General features: G+C 42.4%; 19 protein-coding genes. 12 read left to right on the forward strand and 7 right to left on the reverse strand.

The features are described 5' to 3' along the window. Window positions 1-12: 12 nt before the first annotated feature. The gene (gene cdaA / locus EJ995_RS05590) at window positions 13-789 is read right to left on the reverse strand and encodes a diadenylate cyclase CdaA (protein ID WP_126446452.1); all 777 of its coding nucleotides are present in this window, start codon (window positions 787-789) and stop codon (window positions 13-15) included. A gap of 17 nt (window positions 790-806) precedes the next feature. Next, window positions 807-1,637 carry a dihydropteroate synthase gene (folP, locus tag EJ995_RS05595; RefSeq protein ID WP_126446454.1) on the reverse strand — a complete coding sequence of 277 codons (831 nt, stop codon included), beginning with the start codon at window positions 1,635-1,637 and terminating at the stop codon, window positions 807-809. Window positions 1,638-1,690: 53 nt separating this feature from the next. On the opposite strand from folP, the gene EJ995_RS05600 reads away from it, so the two are divergent. From EJ995_RS05600 to EJ995_RS05610, 3 genes are all read left to right on the forward strand, one after another. After that, window positions 1,691-2,227: a DUF1599 domain-containing protein gene (locus EJ995_RS05600; RefSeq protein WP_126446456.1), complete on the forward strand. Its 537-nt coding sequence runs from the start codon at window positions 1,691-1,693 to the stop codon at window positions 2,225-2,227. Beyond that, window positions 2,224-2,643: a hypothetical protein gene (locus EJ995_RS05605; protein ID WP_126446458.1), complete on the forward strand. Its 420-nt coding sequence runs from the start codon at window positions 2,224-2,226 to the stop codon at window positions 2,641-2,643. Before EJ995_RS05600 ends, EJ995_RS05605 begins: the two co-directional genes overlap by 4 nt. A 71-nt stretch (window positions 2,644-2,714) precedes the next feature. Then, a complete protein-coding gene (locus tag EJ995_RS05610; protein ID WP_126446460.1) occupies window positions 2,715-3,197 on the forward strand; it encodes a hypothetical protein in 483 nt (160 codons plus the stop codon). A 71-nt stretch (window positions 3,198-3,268) separates the two neighbouring features. Here the strand turns inward: EJ995_RS05610 and EJ995_RS05615 are convergent, their stop codons facing one another. Continuing rightward, complete coding sequence (locus tag EJ995_RS05615) at window positions 3,269-3,823, reverse strand: thioredoxin family protein (protein WP_126446462.1); 555 nt, start codon at window positions 3,821-3,823, stop codon at window positions 3,269-3,271. A 121-nt stretch (window positions 3,824-3,944) separates the two neighbouring features. On the opposite strand from EJ995_RS05615, the gene EJ995_RS05620 reads away from it, so the two are divergent. Then, a complete protein-coding gene (locus EJ995_RS05620; protein WP_126446464.1) occupies window positions 3,945-4,259 on the forward strand; it encodes a phosphoribosylpyrophosphate synthetase in 315 nt (104 codons plus the stop codon). Continuing rightward, complete coding sequence (locus EJ995_RS05625; RefSeq protein WP_126446466.1) at window positions 4,249-4,590, forward strand: tRNA-binding protein; 342 nt, start codon at window positions 4,249-4,251, stop codon at window positions 4,588-4,590. The genes EJ995_RS05620 and EJ995_RS05625 overlap by 11 nt, the downstream gene beginning before the upstream one ends. 178 nt (window positions 4,591-4,768) lie before the next feature. On the opposite strand, the gene EJ995_RS05630 is transcribed toward EJ995_RS05625, so the two are convergent. From EJ995_RS05630 to EJ995_RS05640, 3 genes are all read right to left on the reverse strand, one after another. Next, complete coding sequence (locus tag EJ995_RS05630) at window positions 4,769-7,309, reverse strand: M14 family metallopeptidase (protein ID WP_126446468.1); 2,541 nt, start codon at window positions 7,307-7,309, stop codon at window positions 4,769-4,771. Between the two features lie 75 nt (window positions 7,310-7,384). Beyond that, a complete protein-coding gene (locus tag EJ995_RS05635) occupies window positions 7,385-7,771 on the reverse strand; it encodes a PUR family DNA/RNA-binding protein (protein ID WP_126446470.1) in 387 nt (128 codons plus the stop codon). A gap of 57 nt (window positions 7,772-7,828) precedes the next feature. After that, window positions 7,829-9,589 carry an ABC transporter ATP-binding protein gene (locus EJ995_RS05640; RefSeq protein ID WP_126446471.1) on the reverse strand — a complete coding sequence of 587 codons (1,761 nt, stop codon included), beginning with the start codon at window positions 9,587-9,589 and terminating at the stop codon, window positions 7,829-7,831. A 126-nt stretch (window positions 9,590-9,715) separates the two neighbouring features. On the opposite strand from EJ995_RS05640, the gene EJ995_RS05645 reads away from it, so the two are divergent. The 4 genes from EJ995_RS05645 to yajC all read left to right on the forward strand — a co-directional run bounded on the left by EJ995_RS05645 (window position 9,716) and on the right by yajC (window position 12,707). Next, entirely contained in the window at window positions 9,716-10,819 is a 1,104-nt protein-coding gene (locus EJ995_RS05645; protein ID WP_126446473.1) for a Glu/Leu/Phe/Val family dehydrogenase, read from the forward strand. A 111-nt stretch (window positions 10,820-10,930) separates the two neighbouring features. Further along, window positions 10,931-11,869 (forward strand): transcription antitermination protein NusB, encoded by a 939-nt coding sequence (locus EJ995_RS05650; protein ID WP_126446476.1) that lies wholly within the window; start codon window positions 10,931-10,933, stop codon window positions 11,867-11,869. A gap of 68 nt (window positions 11,870-11,937) precedes the next feature. Next, window positions 11,938-12,408, forward strand: coding sequence for a DUF1573 domain-containing protein (locus tag EJ995_RS05655; protein WP_126446478.1), 471 nt, complete (start codon window positions 11,938-11,940; stop codon window positions 12,406-12,408). An 8-nt stretch (window positions 12,409-12,416) separates the two neighbouring features. Further along, complete coding sequence (yajC, locus tag EJ995_RS05660; protein ID WP_126446480.1) at window positions 12,417-12,707, forward strand: preprotein translocase subunit YajC; 291 nt, start codon at window positions 12,417-12,419, stop codon at window positions 12,705-12,707. A 94-nt stretch (window positions 12,708-12,801) separates the two neighbouring features. On the opposite strand, the gene EJ995_RS05665 is transcribed toward yajC, so the two are convergent. Then, on the reverse strand, window positions 12,802-13,290 hold the full coding sequence (locus tag EJ995_RS05665) for an SRPBCC family protein (protein WP_126446482.1): 489 nt from the start codon (window positions 13,288-13,290) through the stop codon (window positions 12,802-12,804). Window positions 13,291-13,396: 106 nt separating this feature from the next. Here EJ995_RS05665 and EJ995_RS05670 point away from each other — a divergent pair, with 106 nt between their 5' ends. The 3 genes from EJ995_RS05670 to glgB all read left to right on the forward strand — a co-directional run bounded on the left by EJ995_RS05670 (window position 13,397) and on the right by glgB (window position 18,981). Further along, window positions 13,397-15,331: an alpha-1,4-glucan--maltose-1-phosphate maltosyltransferase gene (locus tag EJ995_RS05670; RefSeq protein WP_126446484.1), complete on the forward strand. Its 1,935-nt coding sequence runs from the start codon at window positions 13,397-13,399 to the stop codon at window positions 15,329-15,331. Between the two features lie 84 nt (window positions 15,332-15,415). Next, entirely contained in the window at window positions 15,416-17,038 is a 1,623-nt protein-coding gene (locus EJ995_RS05675; RefSeq protein ID WP_126446486.1) for a maltokinase N-terminal cap-like domain-containing protein, read from the forward strand. 44 nt (window positions 17,039-17,082) lie between these two features. Then, window positions 17,083-18,981 carry a 1,4-alpha-glucan branching protein GlgB gene (glgB, locus tag EJ995_RS05680; protein ID WP_126446488.1) on the forward strand — a complete coding sequence of 633 codons (1,899 nt, stop codon included), beginning with the start codon at window positions 17,083-17,085 and terminating at the stop codon, window positions 18,979-18,981. Window positions 18,982-19,051: the final 70 nt, after the last annotated feature.

Genomic DNA, 19,051 nt, shown 5'->3' on the forward strand with positions numbered 1-19,051 from the left:
AGTGTCGTTCCATCAGTCCATCAGGGCTTTCATCTTGCTAGATAGATCATCCATATCATCATAGCTCTCAAACTCGCCATCGACGACCAGCGATACCTTACCGGTTTCCTCACTCACGATGACGGCAATGGCGTTGGTCCTTTCGGTCAGGCCTACTGCTGCGCGGTGTCTCAGGCCAAAACGCTGTGGTATCTTGCGACTATCCGATACGGGCAACACTACTCGCGTCGCAGTAATTTTATTGTCCTCGATAATCATGGCACCATCGTGCAGCGTGCTGTTCTTGTAGAAAATACTTTGAATAATAGGTGCATTGACCACGATATCCATCTCGTCGCCGCTGTTCTTGAGAAAGTCCAGTGAACCGTCACGTTTTATGGCGATCAGTGCACCAGTTTTGGTCGCGCTCATACGTTTACAAGCCGTCACGACGTGATCAACGATAGCAAGATTGGCATTTTGCTCTTCCTTAAAAATGCGCAATTGCCGCAAGAATCGGCGTCTTGAGGTAAAATTGGTCGATCCTATCATCAATAAAAATCGTCTTATTTCCTGCTGGAAAACCACAATCAGCGCAAAAACACCAGCACCAGTAAAACCACCCAGCACACGCGACAACATTTCCATCTCTAGAAATACTGTTACCTCATAGATCAGATAAATGATCACGATCCCGATAAAAATATTGATCGCCGCGGTTCCCTTGACCAGTCGATACAGGTAAAAGATCAACGCTGCAAAAAGCAGGATATCAATCAGGTCAATAATTCTAAAATCCGGTAACTGCATGTACGGTAAAAATAGAATTATTTTCCTTGAAGTGCTTGGTATAATTTCATGGTCTCCATAGCTTCTTTCACATCATGAACACGCAATATGCTAGCCCCATTGAGTAGGCAGGCCATATGTAGCGCAGTCGTACCGTTGAGTGCGACGGCAGCATCAGTTCCTAGCGTCTTGTAGATCATGGATTTTCTGGAAACGCCCGCCAATAAAGGTACACCATGAGATAGTAGCAATTCTTGATGGCTAAAGAGTTCAAAGTTTTGAGCTGTGGTTTTGGCAAATCCATAACCTGGATCAATGATAATATCGTGAATGCCGTGACTCCGAGCCATTGCGATACGTTCGGCAAAATAGCGATTGATGTCTATGATGAGATCGTCGTAATCAGTCAGCGTTTTCATGGTTTGCGGCGTTCCACGCATGTGCATCATGATGTAAGGCACCTTATGTTTTCCAACGGTTTCCATCATTTTGCGATCTAGTTGTCCAGCACTTATATCGTTGACAATGTCAATGTTGTGTTGTAGAGCTGTTTTGATTACGCTTTCGCGAAAGCTGTCACAACTAATCATCGAGTCAGGAAAATTCCTTTTGACCAGCTCAATGATCGGGATAACACGTTGCTGCTCAACACTGGCAGAAATATCAGTGCCATCAGGACGGCTGCTGTAACCACCTATGTCGATAAATGTCGCGCCATCGTGCAACATTTTTTCTACCTGCTGCAGCACGTCGCTATCATTCTTAAGTTTGCCACCATCATAAAAAGAATCTGGCGTGACGTTGACGATGCCCATGACGCGTGGCGTGGAAAGGTCAACAAGGCTGCCGCGGCAATTTATGGTGTGCATGGTCTAGGCAAATTGAAATAGAAAGGCGAAATTTACGCAAAATACAACCGTCCATGAGTGCTACCAGCCAGCAATATGATGCCGTTATCGCCACCTGCCGCGAGCTTTTTATCAATAAAATGAAAGATTATGGTGCGGCCTGGCGCATCCTGCGATTACCATCGCTCACAGACCAGATTTTCATAAAAGCACAACGCATACGAGGCCTGCAAACCCTAGCCGAATCCAAGGTCGATGAAGGACAGGAAAGTGAATTTATAGGCATCATCAACTATAGCATCATGGCGCTGATCCAGCTAGAAAAAGGCGTGGTAGAACAACCAGATCTTGATGTTGCCACGGCAACCGAATTATACGACCAGCAAATGGCGATCACCAAACAACTCATGATGGACAAAAATCACGATTACGGTGAGGCCTGGCGCGGCATGCGTGTGAGTTCGCTAACTGACTTGATCTTGCAAAAACTATTGCGCGTCAAGCAAATTGAGGACAATGCTGGTAAAACTATTGTAAGTGAAGGCCTGGATGCCAACTATCAGGATATGGTCAACTATGCGGTTTTTGCGATGATACATATGGGTGCGTGATGAGAAACGGTGTCAAGAATTTCATGATCGCATGTGCGGTAGGCACAATCATTGGCTGCTACTCACCTGACTCTGATTTTGATGGCACATGGTATTATGAGGATGCAACCCATTCTATGACTCTTGAATTGAAACAAGAAAAAGATAGCTTGATAGGTCATCACTGTTTAGTAATAGGTAAACAAGGTAAATTCATCGATTGTGCTGACGATAATAAAATATCAGTCAAGGGAATTTACAACAAGGATAAACAGGCTTTTGAATTAGAAATAGTAAGCGAGTACTTATATGAGGACACTCTTAAAGGTTATTTAAAAGCCGATGTAAAAGATCAGTTGTTATGGCAAACTACGAGTGAAAAGTTAGTTGAAGGAAGATTGCCAAAGCGTTTGATACTTAAGTCAATACAAGAATGATACTGTTGGCTTTAAAAGGATTAAATACAATTTCACCTCTAATTTTGGCTAGAGTTCTTTTAATCAGTCTTATGGTTAATTCAGTTGCTGCTCAAGGCATAGTTTCTGATTGGGCTAGAGATTTTGAAGAGGTTATTTCCGCACAAAATAGAATCACAGTTCACAATTACTATATCGATGAAATATTGGATTTTGAACGGCATGTACGTTCTATTGACAGATTAGGATTGGAGACCAACACGGTATATTTACAGTTTTTCTCACAAATTAATGCAACCTTGATTTTGGAATTGAATGGTATACCAATACCCAGTATTGAGGTTGACACGAGAGTAATTAAGGGTAATGGTTTTCCAGACATGATTTGGTATCCCATAAAAATACCTGAAGGTGAAACGAGTGCTATCTCAAAAGTTTCAAGTGTTGAGTATGGTAGCTTTGAGACTAAATTACGCCACGATAGACCCATGCTGTACTTAAAGCATGTGGAAGGTGATTGGTATTTAGAGCATACTACAGTGTTCAGGCTCGCACCATTCTTCTTTACTTACTGATAATAGTTTAATAGTTTAATAGTTATAGGTATTATAAGGGTCTAGAATAATCAATTTTTTGAGCTATTCTCTCACTTCCACTTAATCCCACAACCCACACTAGGATTTTGAATGGCTGGTAGTGGTTTGTTACCTAGCAGGGCATCCAGCGCCTCGCGCAAGGACCTACCAGTAAGTGGTATGCCATTTCTAGGACGGCTATCGTCTAGCTGTCCACGATATACTAATTCCAGTTTCTCATCAAATAAATAAAAATCTGGCGTGCAGGCTGTATCATATGCTTTCGCGACTTCTTGAGTAGGGTCGTATAAATAGGGAAAAGGATAGGCATTGTCATAGGCGACCTTTTGCATCAGGTCTGGACTGTCTTGAGGGTACTTTTCTACATCGTTGCTCGAGATAGCTACAAAACCAAAACCAGTCGCACGATAGTCGTTAGCCAGCCTTACCAGTTCTTCGTTCACATGAATCACAAATGGACAGTGATTACAAATAAACATGACCACCGTTCCTTTCTCACCACGCACGTTCTGTAAACTCAATAGTTCTTCACTTACCGTATCCAGCAATTTGAAACCTGGAGCTTTGGTGCCCAGCGGCATCATGGTAGAAGGCGTCAGTGCCATAACAGTCTTTTTCTCAAAGGTAAAAGATGCAATCTTGTTCTAGTCGCTTGACTTTACTAAAATTTTGAAAAGCATGACCAGCACCTCTGTACTAGTCTGTATTTTTAATAAAAACAGAACCATGACCGACTTTAAAAACGGATACGATACACTTTCTCAAGCCATTGAAGATTTACAGGACAAAGGCTACACCATAGATTATGACCTGGTAGAAGATGGACTCAAATCAAAAGATCTCAAGAAAAAATGGAAGGCAGAAGAGCTGGATGTCGTCAAATTTTACCGATTTGAAGGCATGGCAGATCCTGGTGACAATACTATCCTATATGTGATAGAATGTAACGATGGTAATAAAGGACTATTGGTAGACGCATATGGCGCAGACGTTTATGTATCGCCTAAAATGATCGAAAAACTAAGAATGAATGACCAATAATCTTTCTTGGAGTGACTTTATGAAAATAGACATGCGCATCGGTACCATTATCGATGCGCAACTGTTTCCAGATGCTCGCAAACCTGCTTACAAACTGCACATCGATTTTGGTCCAGACATAGGTCATAAAAAAACCAGTGCCCAAATCACAGATCACTACACTATTGAGGATCTTATAGGTAAGCAAATCATCGCCGTTGTCAACTTTCCAGAAAAACAAATCGCCAATTTCATGAGCCAGTGCCTAGTGCTAGGCTCCGTTGATGATCAAGGAAAAGTAATTTTACTGCAGGCTGAACGCACCGCAAACAATGGTGATCGCATCGGGTAATTTTTTTAGTCAGCTTTCGCGAAAGCGTAATAGCACAAACACACTGCACTTTTACAGCCGCATAAATTAATCATTAGTAAAACAAATTCAGAGGTCTAAATTCTGAATTATTTTGTCATAAGTCATACGTCATACGTCATAAGTCAAACTCCAAGACTCAAGAACTCAAAGACTAAAACTACATCGCCTTACTGAAGAAAATAGCGTTCATCAACAGCTTGTTGGTTCCATACCAAAAAGCCCTGAAGTTGGTGTTGTCTGTAAAACCGATGACCTCGCCACGGCCGTAGCTGTTATGCTTGAACGGAACGGTGTTTTTCAAGGCCTCTAGATTAGGCTTAGAAATATAACCAGCCATAAGCGGCTCGTTAGTGTACTTAATAGGATTGCGATAAGAAACACTATCTGCCTCTACAAACAAGGTCGTGTTGCGGAACATAGGCAGCTGTTCATCCTTATAACCAAAAGCAATAGGGTGCGAGCGGTCCAGTCTAGTCTCAAAAATAGCACCGCCTATAACTTGAGCGCCGTTGAAATTGCTGCGCTGCTCAAAAGTCACATCTTTAGCAGGATTTTCGGTTTCCTTAAAAGTCAGCTGCAATAGTTTCTCTCTGGACATCCATCTCAACCCATTGCGATATCCTATAAGTGTACCACCAGCTCGAGTCCAAGATTTAAGTTTGCTTACAACATCTTCTTCTGGACCACCATAAGTTGCAGGAAAGATAATGGTGCTGTACTTGCTCAGGTCATATCGAGATAGGTTTTCCAGCTGCAATTTGGTCACCACCATATCATAGCGTTGGTCCATCAAGTGCCAAATCTCACCAGCATCGTACGGATTGATTCCGTCGCCCACGACCAGTGCGATGTTAGGTTTATCCAGCGATACAAATGAATTGGATCCCAAATCAATACCAGTCGTCAAACCCGTAGTTACAGAAACTACTTCTACATTATTGTCATCTGAGAGCTCGTACAATCTCTTGTTAAGCTCTTGAGCATTCATTTTTTGAGCACTTACGGGTATCATGATGGTCCCATAATCATAAGACTGGCCAGCAAGATCAAAAGGTTGCATGGCCACCTTGGCTCTGATGCCAGCGTTGAGAATATTGCTCAGCACTTTGGGTGCGCCATACTCATTCCAGCGCATGAGGTAGGCATATTGTGATACGGGTAGTGCTTTGCGAGCAATCGTATTTCGAGCTGTGTCCAGTTTACCAGTCTCCTTATCTAGCGATATTGTTCTTCCAGCTTCCGCACCACGGGCGTTTAAGCTGTAATCCATATCAAACGCTAGTGGAAACGTCCAGGCGCTTATGTCATAGAACAAGCTGTCCTGAAAAGTGGTGATCTTCTGGAACATCGCATCGACCAGCTTGCTTTTGGTTTGTGTTCTAGGAATCATGTAGGCATATCCAGCTTTATACTTCTTGCCATCTATGGTAGCATCGCTTTTAAGTTCCTGCACTTTGATATCGTGTCTTAATAGTATTTCGGCTAGCGCATCAGTACGGCCGCTGTCTGTATAATCGCCAAAGATGATGTTCCCGGATTTCTGATTGCTGCGCACCTGATCATAGAAGTCGGCTTGATAATTCATGAGTTTATCACGCATTTGGTAACTGGCTTCTAGCGTACTCATGGCAGCCGTCAACTGATTGCGTATGGTAAACGGGAAAGTCAGGACGCCATTTACGGAATTCTGTGCGTGTCCTCTAGAGCTCGCTTGTTCAAAAAGAATCCCAACGCTACCATTAACATCTGGAAAGGTGGATCCTTTACCATAATAAAAGTCATCAAAACTCTCTTCGGTATAATAAAAGGAACCAATTTTATCTAGCGCTGCAGCGTGATAATTCCCCATTTCTTTGGTCAGATCTTGATTTATTTGTGGCGTCAATGGATTAGTCCTAGACGGTATTCCTGGCTGAAAAAAGAAAGAACTATTGGTGCCCATCTCGTGATGATCGGTAAGCACATTAGGCATCCACTGATTAAAACTGGCGATGCGCGCTCGTGATTCTGGTAATTGTACTGGCAACCAATCGCGGTTCATGTCAAACCAATAGTGGTTGGTACGACCACCAGGCCAGACCTCGTCATATTCACGGTCGTTGCCGTCAGGATTGATGTTTTCGCTTTTGTGTTGATTCACCCAACCTGCAAAACGTTGCAGGCCATCTGGATTAAAACTAGGATCTAACAAAATCACTACATCGTCTAGTTTTTCCAAGGTCTCTGCATCTTGAGAAGCCGCTAGATGATAGGCATAGAGTAGCGCAGCGTTGGATCCACTAGGCTCGTTACCGTGAATGGAAAATCCTTGATAGATCACTACAGGTGCAGCGTCATTACTTGCGCCCGTGATGCGTTGCTGGCGCTGTTCTTTAATCTGATCGATGCGTGCATGGTTTGCTGGCGATGTGATGGTCAACAAGTACAGCGGTCTATCTTCATAGGTGGTGCCTCGATTCTCGATCGTTATGCGATCACTAGCATCCGCAAGGGCTAGCATATACTGCGATAATTTATCGTGTGTGACATGCCATTTGCCTGGAACATAACCTATAACTTCTGCTGGTGTTGCGATGTTTGGATTGTAATTGTTGCTGGCTGGTAGGTAGTAATCTAATTGCGGATCAACGGTGACTTGAGCTTGTACCGCTTTCGCGAAAGCTAAAACCATCAAAATCCCTACTATTAAATGTCTCATATCGTGCTGTTGAATGGGTTGTAAACTAAAAAGCCTTTCTGCATGAGAAAGGCTCTTGAATATAATATGTGGTTTCTAGATGTCGTCAAAATCAACGTTGGTAAAACTTGCAGGATGATTAGGTTCTGCTGCTTGATCTGCCGCTGGCGTTGCTGGTTCTTCTTTCTTGAAGTCTGCCTGGTGACGATCTGAAATGACCTCGTCGCCTTTTTTCTCTATGATAAAGTCGGTCACTTCTTTGAGCGTATCGCCAAATTCTGCAAAGTCCTCTTTGTACAAGTAGATCTTGTGCTTCTTGAAATGAAAGCTGCCGTCGTCGTTAGTGAACTTCTTGCTTTCAGTGATCGTTAGGTAGTAATCGTCTGCCTTTGTGGATCGCACATCAAAAAAGTAGGTGCGTCGACCTGCTCTTACAACTTTGGAAAAAATCTCTTCTTGGTCTTGGTAATCTCTATCGCTCATGGCCGTTAAGTGGGTTAGTAGTGTCTCAAAAATAGGGAAAAACTATGAAATCCCTATCTATGCGATGGGTTGTTGTTCCAGCATTTGATTTGCGTACAACTCTGCATAGAAACCACCATTGTTTACAAGTGATTGATGGTCACCTTGTTCGATGATTCTACCTTCATCCAATACTATGATCATGTCGGCATTTTTGGCGCTGCTCACACGGTGGCTCACGATGATAGTGGTCGTATCCTGAGTCACCTTTTTGAGATTGTTCAGTATCTTTTCTTCAGTCTCTGTATCAACGGCACTCAAACAATCGTCAAACAATAGGATTTTAGGTTGCTTAATAATCGCACGCGCAATGGAAACGCGTTGTTTTTGACCACCACTTAATGTGATGCCACGTTCACCTAGAACGGTGTCGTATCCAAGGGTGAAATTCTTAATGTTTTTATGCACCACTGCATTTTTGGCAGCAGTTTCAATCTCCTCTTGACTGGCATCATTTTTACCAAAGGCGATATTTTTACCTATCGTATCAGAAAACAGAAACGCATCTTGAGGTACATAACCTATAGCTTGTCGCAAATCGTCAAGATTTACAGACTGGATCGCATCGCCATCGATGGTCACGACACCATCAGTAACGTCATATAATCTACCAATTAACTCTAGTACGGTACTTTTACCGCTTCCTGTTTTACCTAAGATCGCGAGTGTTTTTCCTGCCGGCACTTCAAAGCTCAGGTCTTTCAATGCATGAATATTAGTATCCTCATAAACGAAGTTGACATTCTTAAATTCAATATGACCCGTAACCCGTGATGATTCTGGTACTAGATTTTGAATTTGTGGTTCAATGTCTAGGAATTGATTGATGCGTTTTTGAGAAGCCTCAGCCTGCTGGATCATGTTAGTCACCCAACCTACAATAGCTACTGGCCAGGTAAGCATATTAACATATATCAGGAATTCTGGAATGGTACCTACTTCAATCTCACCGCTGATCACCTGTCGCCCACCAATGTAAATAACGGCAATATTACTGGCACCTATGAGCAGCACCATCAAAGGAAAAAATAAGGCCTGCACTCTAGCGAGATCTATATTTTTATCCTTGCTGTCATTTGCTACCTGCGAGAACTGCTGGTTCATCTGCGGCGCTAGATTATATGCCTTAATTACTGAAATCCCGCTAAAGGCTTCTTGCGATATCGTGTTAAGATTAGAAAGATATTGTTGTACCAGTGTCGATCGCTTGTGGATCTCACGGCTTACAATGTAGATCGCTATCGATAGGAAAGGCAAAGGTACGATGGTGTAAAGTGCTAGTGTTGGTGCCGTATTGATCATGGCAGGTATTACCACCGCAAACAAAGTGATCATATTAATACCATACATAATCGATGGCCCCATGTACATGCGCACTTTAGAGACGTCCTCGCTTATACGATTCATCAAATCACCTGTACGGTTGTTTTTATAGAAACCCAATGATAATCGCTGGTATTGCTGATAAATAATATTCTTAAGGTCGTATTCCAGATGGCGTGAAACGACAATAATTAGCTGGCGCATGATAAAAGTAAGACCAGCAGCTAGTAATGTCGCGCCCAGAATAATCCCGACAAAAGTGAGTAGCTCGCTGCGCAAGAATTCCATGTCAGTCACATCGCCTTGATCATAATCTCTCAGGAGATTGATAATCTTACCTACATATTTAGGAAGCACCAGCGATAGGACGCGCGATATGATGGTAACAACGATACCACCTATCAATTGCCATTTATATTTTGCAAATAAACGGTTGAGCTTTTTAAGTTCTTTCATGTAAAATAGCTCGCTGTTTTGAACCTGCGGCGCGGTGTGATATTAATGATACTGGTTGGTCAATTTGTAAAATCAAAGTACTTTTGCCAGCCCTTAATTGGGAACAAAAGAGCTTAAAAAATCATTATGTCTCAACAACAATTTACGACTCTGGATCAAATAATCAATCAGGATCCCGTATTTGGACAACTGTCCTTTAATGACCATGAACAAGTTGTGTTTTGCAATGACAAAGATACAGGTTTAAAGGCCATCATAGGAATTCATAATACGGTGTTAGGCCCAGCTTTAGGTGGCACCAGAATGTGGAATTATGACAATGAGTGGTCTGCACTCAATGACGCGTTAAGGTTGTCACGTGGGATGACTTATAAAAGTGCGATTACTGGACTTAATCTAGGTGGTGGCAAGGCCGTGATTATAGGCGATGCAAAAACACAGAAAACGCCAGAAATGATGCGTAAGTTCGGTGAATTTGTGCATTCTTTGAGCGGTAAATACATCACTGCCGAAGACGTAGGAATGACTACAGAAGACATGGATACCGTGAGAGAAGTCACTCCTTATGTTACAGGAATCTCACAGGAAAAAGGTGGTGCAGGAAATCCATCGCCCATCACGGCCTACGGTGTTTTTATGGGAATGAAAGCAGCGGCTCAATATAAATTTGGCACTGATGTTCTTGAGGATAAAGTGATTTATGTAGAAGGTATAGGTAATGTAGGTGAGACGCTGGTCGAGCATTTAACTGAAGAAGGCGCCAAGGTCTTCATCGCAGATATCAATCGCGAACGGCTGGAAGAGGTGAGAGCAAAGTATGGCGCGACCATCTATGAAGGATCAGACCTGCATGCAGAGCCTATGGATATCTATGCACCTTGTGCGCTGGGCGCGACTGTCAATGATAATAGCATCAATAAGTTTCAGGCCAGTGTTATCGCTGGTGCCGCAAACAATCAGTTGGCAGATGAGCATAAGCACGGCATGTTATTGCAGCAGCGTGGTATCGTCTATGCGCCAGATTTCTTGATCAACGCAGGTGGAATCATCAATGTCTATGCAGAGCTGGAAGGCTATGACCGCAACGAGATCATGCGCAAGACAGAGAATATCTATACCACGACGCTGGAAATCTTTAATAAAGCACAGGAAAATGGCGTGACTACACACCTTGCAGCTCTTCAAATCGCCGAGGCTCGTATCAATGCCAGGAGAAAGGACAACCACTAGTCAATAATGTAGCAACAAGCTTGTTGATTGCAGTGGGCTTGTTGTAATTTTGCTTTCGCGAAAGCTGAATCACCAACAGCTTTCAAAACATACCAAAGAAATTACGTTCTTATGCTTACTAGACGACAATTGCGCATCAAGGTTATGCAGGCAGTATTTTCATTTCACAGGCAGCGACCTGATGATTTGAAGGATCTTGAGAAATTCCTGAATTCCAGCATGACGCAAACGTTGACCTTGTTTTTGTACATGGCACAATTACTTGTTCGTTTGCATGAAATAGCGGTAGAAAAACATAAGGCGGCACAGTCACGCCATTTAGGGTCTCAGGCAGAGAAAAATATCACCAGCGCACTTATCGATAATGTAGTTCTCAAGCAATTAGCAAGTAGCGAGGTGCTCAAAGAAGCCCTTGCAAAACGTAAGTTGAAACCTTGGGATCTAGACTCAAAATATGTTGAGAACATCTACAACGACATTATCAAGAGTAAGGAATATGTGATGTATGCTAGCGAGCCTAGCCCATCCATTAAAAAAGATCAAACTTTCATCACTAACATTTATACTGATGTAATCGCGCCCAGCGACCAACTCATGGATTATCTAGAAGATGTGCATATCACATGGATGGACGATTATCCACTAGTAAATACGGCGATGATCATGTTCCTGCGCAAAGTGAAGCCTAACAAAGAGGTGAAGCTTCCAGAACTAGTTAAGGATACTGATGATATCAAGTTTGCGATGGAGCTATTCCGCAAGACGATCTTGAATCATGATGAGCTGGCTAAAAGAGTAGAAGGTAAAACGCCTAACTGGGATAAAGATCGTATCGCACAGATAGATAGCGTCCTCATTATGATGGCGCAATGTGAGTTTTTATATTTTCCAACGATACCTGTTAAGGTAAGTCTCAATGAATATCTAGAGATTTCAAAGGATTATAGCTCACCTAAGAGTAGCGTTTTTATCAACGGTATCCTCGATAATCTCCTCAAACAATTTCAAAAGAACGATCAGATCAATAAGATAGGTCGTGGAACAATGTAAGTAAAGTACGAGCGTTGTAAACAAGTAGCCATTTAAGTATATTTGAACCCTTAATTAAACAGCATAAAATGAAAAGATTAGTATTGATAGTTGCAGCAGCAACAGCGACATTATTTACAAGTTGTAACGAGAGCGCATCTGCCAAAATTGATGAAGCAAACCTTACAGCAGCAGCACAGCGTGATGCAGTAAAGCAAGATTACCCTGAGATGACTTTTGACGAGACGTCTTATGACTTTGGTACCGTGACTGAAGGTACAGTAGTAGAACACGAGTACACTTTTACAAACACAGGTTCATCACCACTTGTAATTGTAAATGCAAAAGGTAGCTGTGGTTGTACCGTTCCTACATGGACTAAGGAACCAGTAGCGCCAGGCGAGAAAGGTATGATGCTAGTAAAGTTCAACACCAGCGGTAAGCCAGATGCACAGACTAAAACAGTAACGATCAAAACCAATACTAAGTCTGGACAAGAGTCTATCACAATCAATGGTTTTGTTACTCCACGCGGTCAAGCGGCAACGCCTAACGCTTAATACATTTCATGGAACAGATTTTACAGTTTGCGCCGTACATATTAATTGTACTGGTCTTTTATTTCTTAATCATTAGACCACAATCCAAACGACGCAAAGAAGAAAAACAATTTGCCGAATCTTTAAAAGTAGGTGATAGAGTCATCACAACCAGCGGTATTCATGGCAAGGTTAATCAGATCAATGCCGAGAAAGGTACCGTAATGGTGGACACCAATGCAGGAAAGCTACTTTTTGAAAGATCAGCTATATCAGTTGAGCTTACAAGAAAGCTGCAAGCACCTGCTGAGAAGAAGTAATTCTAAATCAAATAGTTTTCAAAAACCCTCGATATTCGAGGGTTTTTTGTTTTGCTTTCGAGTTGCCTTCGAGAAACGCCGATTAAGAAGCTAATCAATAATTTTCCCGCATTCCAGGCAAGTTTTTCCAGCGATCTGACTCGGCAAACTCTTTGAGTAATTGATTGCGACGCTTTAATAAATCAGTCATGTATTTTTTGAGGAAAATGGCATCTACTAGTGAGCCTAGGATACCTAATGGCGAGTCGTAGTCAAAAATGTCTCGCATTATACATCCATTACTTGAGGTTTCAAAAAAGTGCTCATGTTTGAATCTCTTGAAAGCGCCACTTTTCATCTCATCAGCAAAGTAGTGATGAGGTTGCACGGCTATGATTTTGCTGGTAAGTTTTTGGGTGATGCCTAGATGCTTGGCTTGCCAGGTTACGGTCTCGCCTTGTTGAACCAATCCAGATGTTCTGCCTGCAATGGCTTTCTCATTAGTATGCTCCATCGAGTGCTCGTGCAAATCAATACTACGCGCCAGATCAAAGACTAGTTCAATGGGTGCTTTGATTTCGGTTCTCAGATGAATGCTGGGCATGAAGCTGTGGTCGTTAGGTTGAATGGTTACGGTGATCGCAATCGCTTTCGTAAAAATAACCCACGAGTAACATGTCATTTCATACATTTGAGAAAACCTTACCAACATGAATCAGGAACGAGTTGTCATTGAGAACGTCCAGCCGCAAATCAACGCTGGTAGACATCCCATAAAACGCATTAGTCAGGAAACGGTCCATGTGAGCGCAAATGTTTTGGTGGACGGTCACGATATCGTTCAGGCCTCTGTCATGTACAAACATGAAAAGGCTCGCAAGTGGCAAGAGAACAGACTTTTAGATCAAGGCAATGACCTTTGGAGTGGTTCTTTCCAAGTAGAAAAACTGGGTTCTTATGAATATAAACTTGTGGGTTGGGTCGATTACGCACTCAATTGGCAGCATGGAATTTCCCGCAAACTGGCAGATGGTCAACACGTGAAAAGTGAGTTGCTTGATGGAGTGATTCATTTGGAGCACGCTTTCGCGAAAGCAAACAAAACAGAGTCATCATACCTTAAAAAAACCATCGAACTATTTCAAAACGATGCTGACTATGACGCCGCAGTTCAGATAGCCACATCAAGCGAGTTGCACGACATTTTCTACAAATATCCAGCTAGATTATTCCTAGCCAGCAGCGATAGTTATACGTGTACTGTCGATAGAAAAAAGGCACGATTCTCAACCTGGTATGAGTTTTTCCCACGCAGTGCAGGCAGCAATTATGAGCACGGTACATTCAAGGATTGTGAGAAACTGTTGCCATACGTGCAGGAAATGGGTTTTGATACCTTGTATTTTCCACCAGTTCATCCAGTTGGAGACGTAAATAGAAAGGGAAAGAACAATACTACGACCGCGCACGGCGACGATGTAGGTTCTTGTTGGGGTATCGGTTCTAAGCATGGTGGTCATATGGCGTTGCATCCACATCTGGGTAGTGAGGAAGATTTTAAGGAACTTATCCAGCAAGCCAAATCCTTAGGTATAGAAGTGTCAATGGATTATGCATTACAAGCAGCACCAGATCATCCATGGGTAAAGAAACACAAAGCGTGGTTCCGTTGGAGACCTGATGGTACGGTTCAGTATGCAGAAAATCCGCCGAAAAAATATCAGGATATTCTACCTATTTATTTCGAGACGCCAGACTGGAAAAATCTTTGGAAAGAATTGCTGAAAATCGCTTTGTATTGGGTAGAAGAGTTTGATATCAAAGTATTTAGAGTTGATAATCCGCATACCAAACCTTTTCATTTTTGGGAATACTTGATAAGCGAGGTCAAGAAAAAGCACAACGATGTGATCTTTCTTGCTGAGGCTTTTACCAAACCTAAGGTGATGCAGCAGCTTGCCAAGGTAGGCTTCCAGCAATCCTACACTTATTTCACCTGGCGCAACAACAAACACGAGCTCACCGAGTATTTGACAGAGCTTACCCAGAATCAAGAACGTGAATACATGCAGCCCAATTTCTGGCCCAACACTCCAGATATCAATCCATGGGCACTGCAGTCGGGAAATGAGAGTGTGCATTTACAACGCTATGCACTAGCCGCAACTTTAAGTTCCAGTATCGGGATTTATGGGCCTGTTTTTGAGCAAATGATATCGAGTGCCTTGCCAGGCAAGGAAGAATATCTAGATTCAGAAAAGTTCCAGATTGCTAACTACGACTGGAGTTTACGCAACAAACTCACACTCTTGATCACCAAAATCAATCAAGCGCGCCATGATTTGCCAGCCTTGCAACAAACCAATAACCTACAGTTTTTGCACAATGATAATGACCAGCTATTGACCTATTATAAGTGGAGTGATAATCATCAAAGTGAGGTGATCGTGGCGGTAAACTTGGATCCACATTATGAGCAGGAAAGTTGGGTTGCCATGCCACTAGAGCGCATGCAAATAGATGAGCATCATACCTACACCGTTAAAGATGTGATCACAGGTAGCAGTTACAACTGGAAAGGCACGCACAATTTTGTAAAACTCAACCCAGTTTTGCCGTTTCACATTTTTGAGGTGCAGCGATAGATATAGAAAGCAAATCTGAGGTATTGAAAACCTACAGAATTATTTATATCTTCAAGGACACTACAATCAACCACCTGACCTACCATGTCTAAAGTAAAACTGACCAATCCCACGCGATGGGAAAACCTGCTGGATGATCCAGCTTTCAAGAAACAATTGACTGAAGATGTACTAGAGAACTATGTGGTCTCACAACGATGGTACGGTGGCAAGAGTAGTACACTCAAATACCTAGAGATTAGTGAGTTTTTTACCATAGCGCATAAAGGCGATCACTTTTATGGCTTGCTGCTTGAAGTCAATTTTAAAGAAGCTTTTTACCAGCATTATTTTCTACCGCTAGGCTTTGTGGAGGACAAAAAGGCGGCTGGCGATGGTCTTATTGCGCCAGTTCAATTAGGTGAGAAGACAGGTTACTTGGTTGATGCTTTATACCTCGATTCCTTTAGAAAAGTTCTCTTTGAAAAAATTATTGAGTCGCATCCTGTAGAAGGATTGGGTACTATAACTTTTCACGCAGGCGAGCAACTGGAAGAAACGGAGTATATAAGCAGCAGATTCCTGGGTGCAGAGCAATCCAATACCAGCATCATTTTTAATGATAAACACATTATCAAATTCTTCCGCAGGATTTATAGCAGTACCAATCCAGATTACCAGATTTGCCGCTACCTGACTGAGCATACCAACTTTGACAGATCGCCTACCTATACCGGTTCGATTAATCTAAATATTGTAAAGCGGCACGATATCACGCTGGCATTAATGCAAAAACTGGTGCCCAATGACGGTGATGGTTGGGAATGGATGTTGGGAGAATTAAAGACTGTTTTTAGCACGCTTTCGCGAAAGCATATTGACCCAAACACCTTGCCAGAAGTACAATTATTTTCTAGGCTCAAGCTGCGCGAGGTACCGCACGAGATCGTCGACTGGACTGGGCTGGATTTGTTGAAACGCATCAGGACACTTGCGTTGCGCACGGCACAATTTCACGTGGCGATAGGAGCAGAGCGCAATGATTTGAAATTTACAGCAGATAAGTACAATGGAGATTATAACGTATGGCTTAAGAATAGGTTGCTGTACATGTTCCAAAATCGACTGAATACGGTAGAGAACAACCTACATAAATTGAAAGATGAAGCGCTGGAATTGGCTCAAGAATTATTGGAGCGCAAGAATGAGGTGCGTGCGCGATTTATAGAATTTGACTGGCACCACATGAAAGGTGAGCGCATTCGTATCCATGGTGATTACCATCTTGGGCAAGTGCTGGTAGATGGCGAGGATTTTTATTTACTGGATTTTGAAGGCGAGCCTGAAAGTACTATTCGTGATCGCAAGGTGAAGCAAATGCCACAAAAGGATCTTGCAGGAATGTTCCGCAGTTTTCATTATGCCATTTATTCAACCATTTTTGAGCATCGTGATCAACTAGGTTTACCAATAGAAGATTTGTATAAAGCGGGCGAACTGTTGTACAAGTATTTGATTTCCATATTTCTAGACACTTATCTGCATCATGTACATAACAACAACTTAAACATAGGCTACCAGAAAGAGGTCAATTTCTTGTTACAATTTTGTCTGCTTGAAAAGGCAATTTATGAACTGGGATACGAATTCAATTCTAGACCTAGCTGGGCGATCATACCACTGCGAGGTATTCAAAGCATTATGAATCACAAGCAGCAAAAAGTCTAATTTACATATTGCAATCTCTAAAATCTTCAATCAATAAACCAACCATGTCCACCGTACTCACACATTCCCTATTTACTGACTTTGATATTGACTTGTTCAAAGCAGGCAAGCATTATCGATTGTACGAGAAGTTTGGTTCTCATGTCATCACTAAAGATGGAGTAGAAGGAACCTATTTTGCGGTTTGGGCACCAAGTGCCAAGGCTGTTTCCGTCATTGGAGATTTCAATTTTTGGGTAGAAGGTGAACACCCATTGCATGTGCGTTGGGATAGTAGCGGTATTTGGGAAGGATTTGTTCCTGGAGTCAAGCATGGTGCGACTTACAAATACAAGATTCACAGTTCGCATAACGATATCAAAACAGAGAAAGCCGATCCATACGCACGTCGATGCGAGCATCCACCAAAAACCGCTAGCGTGGTTTGGGATTACAAACCCAACTGGACCGACAAAAAGTGGATGCAAAAGCGCGCCAAACACAATGCGCTGGATAGCGCTTATTCTGTTTATGAGGTGCATCTGGGCAGCTGGAAACGCAAGATAGAAGAAGACCGCAGCCTGAGTTTTCTAGAATTGGCTGACGAGCTCGTGGATTATGCCAAAAAGATGGAATTCACTCATATCGAGTTTATGCCGATTATGGAGTATCCGTATGATCCATCTTGGGGTTATCAGATCACAGGATACTTTGCGCCTACCTCAAGATTTGGTTATCCAGAAGAATTTGCACAGTTGGTAGATTCCATTCACAATGCAGGATTAGGAGTAATTCTAGATTGGGTGCCATCACATTTCCCAGAAGATGCGCACGGTCTAGGATTTTTTGACGGTACCGCTTTGTATGAGCATCCAGATCGCAGACGCGGTTATCATCCAGACTGGAAATCATTGATCTTTAATTATGGTCGTAATGAAGTCAAAAGTTTTTTAATATCCAACGCTCTTTTCTGGCTAGATCAATATCATGTAGATGGCTTGCGAGTTGACGCAGTGGCCAGCATGTTATTCCTAGATTATTCAAGAGAAGATGGAGAATGGGAACCTAATGTTCACGGTGGTCGTGAAAACCTGGAAGCCATTGCTTTTATGCGTGAGATGAACGAGGCAGTCTATCTCAATTATCCAGACACGCAAACCATTGCTGAGGAAAGCACCAGCTTTCCTATGGTAAGCAAGCCTACCAGCATAGGTGGTCTTGGTTTTGGGATGAAGTGGATGATGGGCTGGATGCACGACACGTTGGAATATTTCAAGAAAGAGCCTATTTATAGACGCCACCATCAAAATGATTTGACGTTCTCCATGACTTATGCTTTTACAGAGAATTTTATGTTGCCACTATCGCACGATGAGGTGGTTTACGGTAAGTCCAGTATTATAGGTCGCATGCCTGGAGACGATTGGCAGAAGTTTGCCAACCTGCGTTTGCTTTACAGCTACATGTTCACGCATCCAGGCGGTAATTTACTGATGATGGGATCAGAATTTGGCCAGCATGAAGAATGGAAATTTAATGGCAGTCTTGACTGGCATCTAACAGACTTTGAACCACATAAAGGAATTCAAGCGGTACTTACGGACTTGAACAAACTTTACAAAAAACAGCCAGAGCTGCACGAGCTACAGTTTGATGCAGCAGGTTTTGAATGGATCTCACATGAGGATGCTGACAATAGTGTGATAAGCTATGTGCGTAAAGGCAAAGACTCACATCTCGTCATCGTTTGTAACATGACGCCAGTACCTAGAGAAAATTATCGCATTGGTTTGCCAGAAAATAAGAACTATAAATTGCTATTCAATAGCGATGAGTCCAAGTACGGTGGTAGCGACTTTAAAGTCAAAAAATCTATCAAATCTCAAGAAGAGTCGTGGCAATACCGTGATCAAAGTGGAGTAGTGGACTTACCGCCGTTGGGAGTTTTGGTGTATGGTATTTGAATCTAGTCTATGACTGACGAAGAGAGCTAATTATGCTTCTAGATGTTTAGAAAAAATAAGTGATGAGTTG

The organism is Nonlabens ponticola (genome assembly GCF_003966335.1).
GTDB lineage: Bacteria > Bacteroidota > Bacteroidia > Flavobacteriales > Flavobacteriaceae > Nonlabens > Nonlabens ponticola.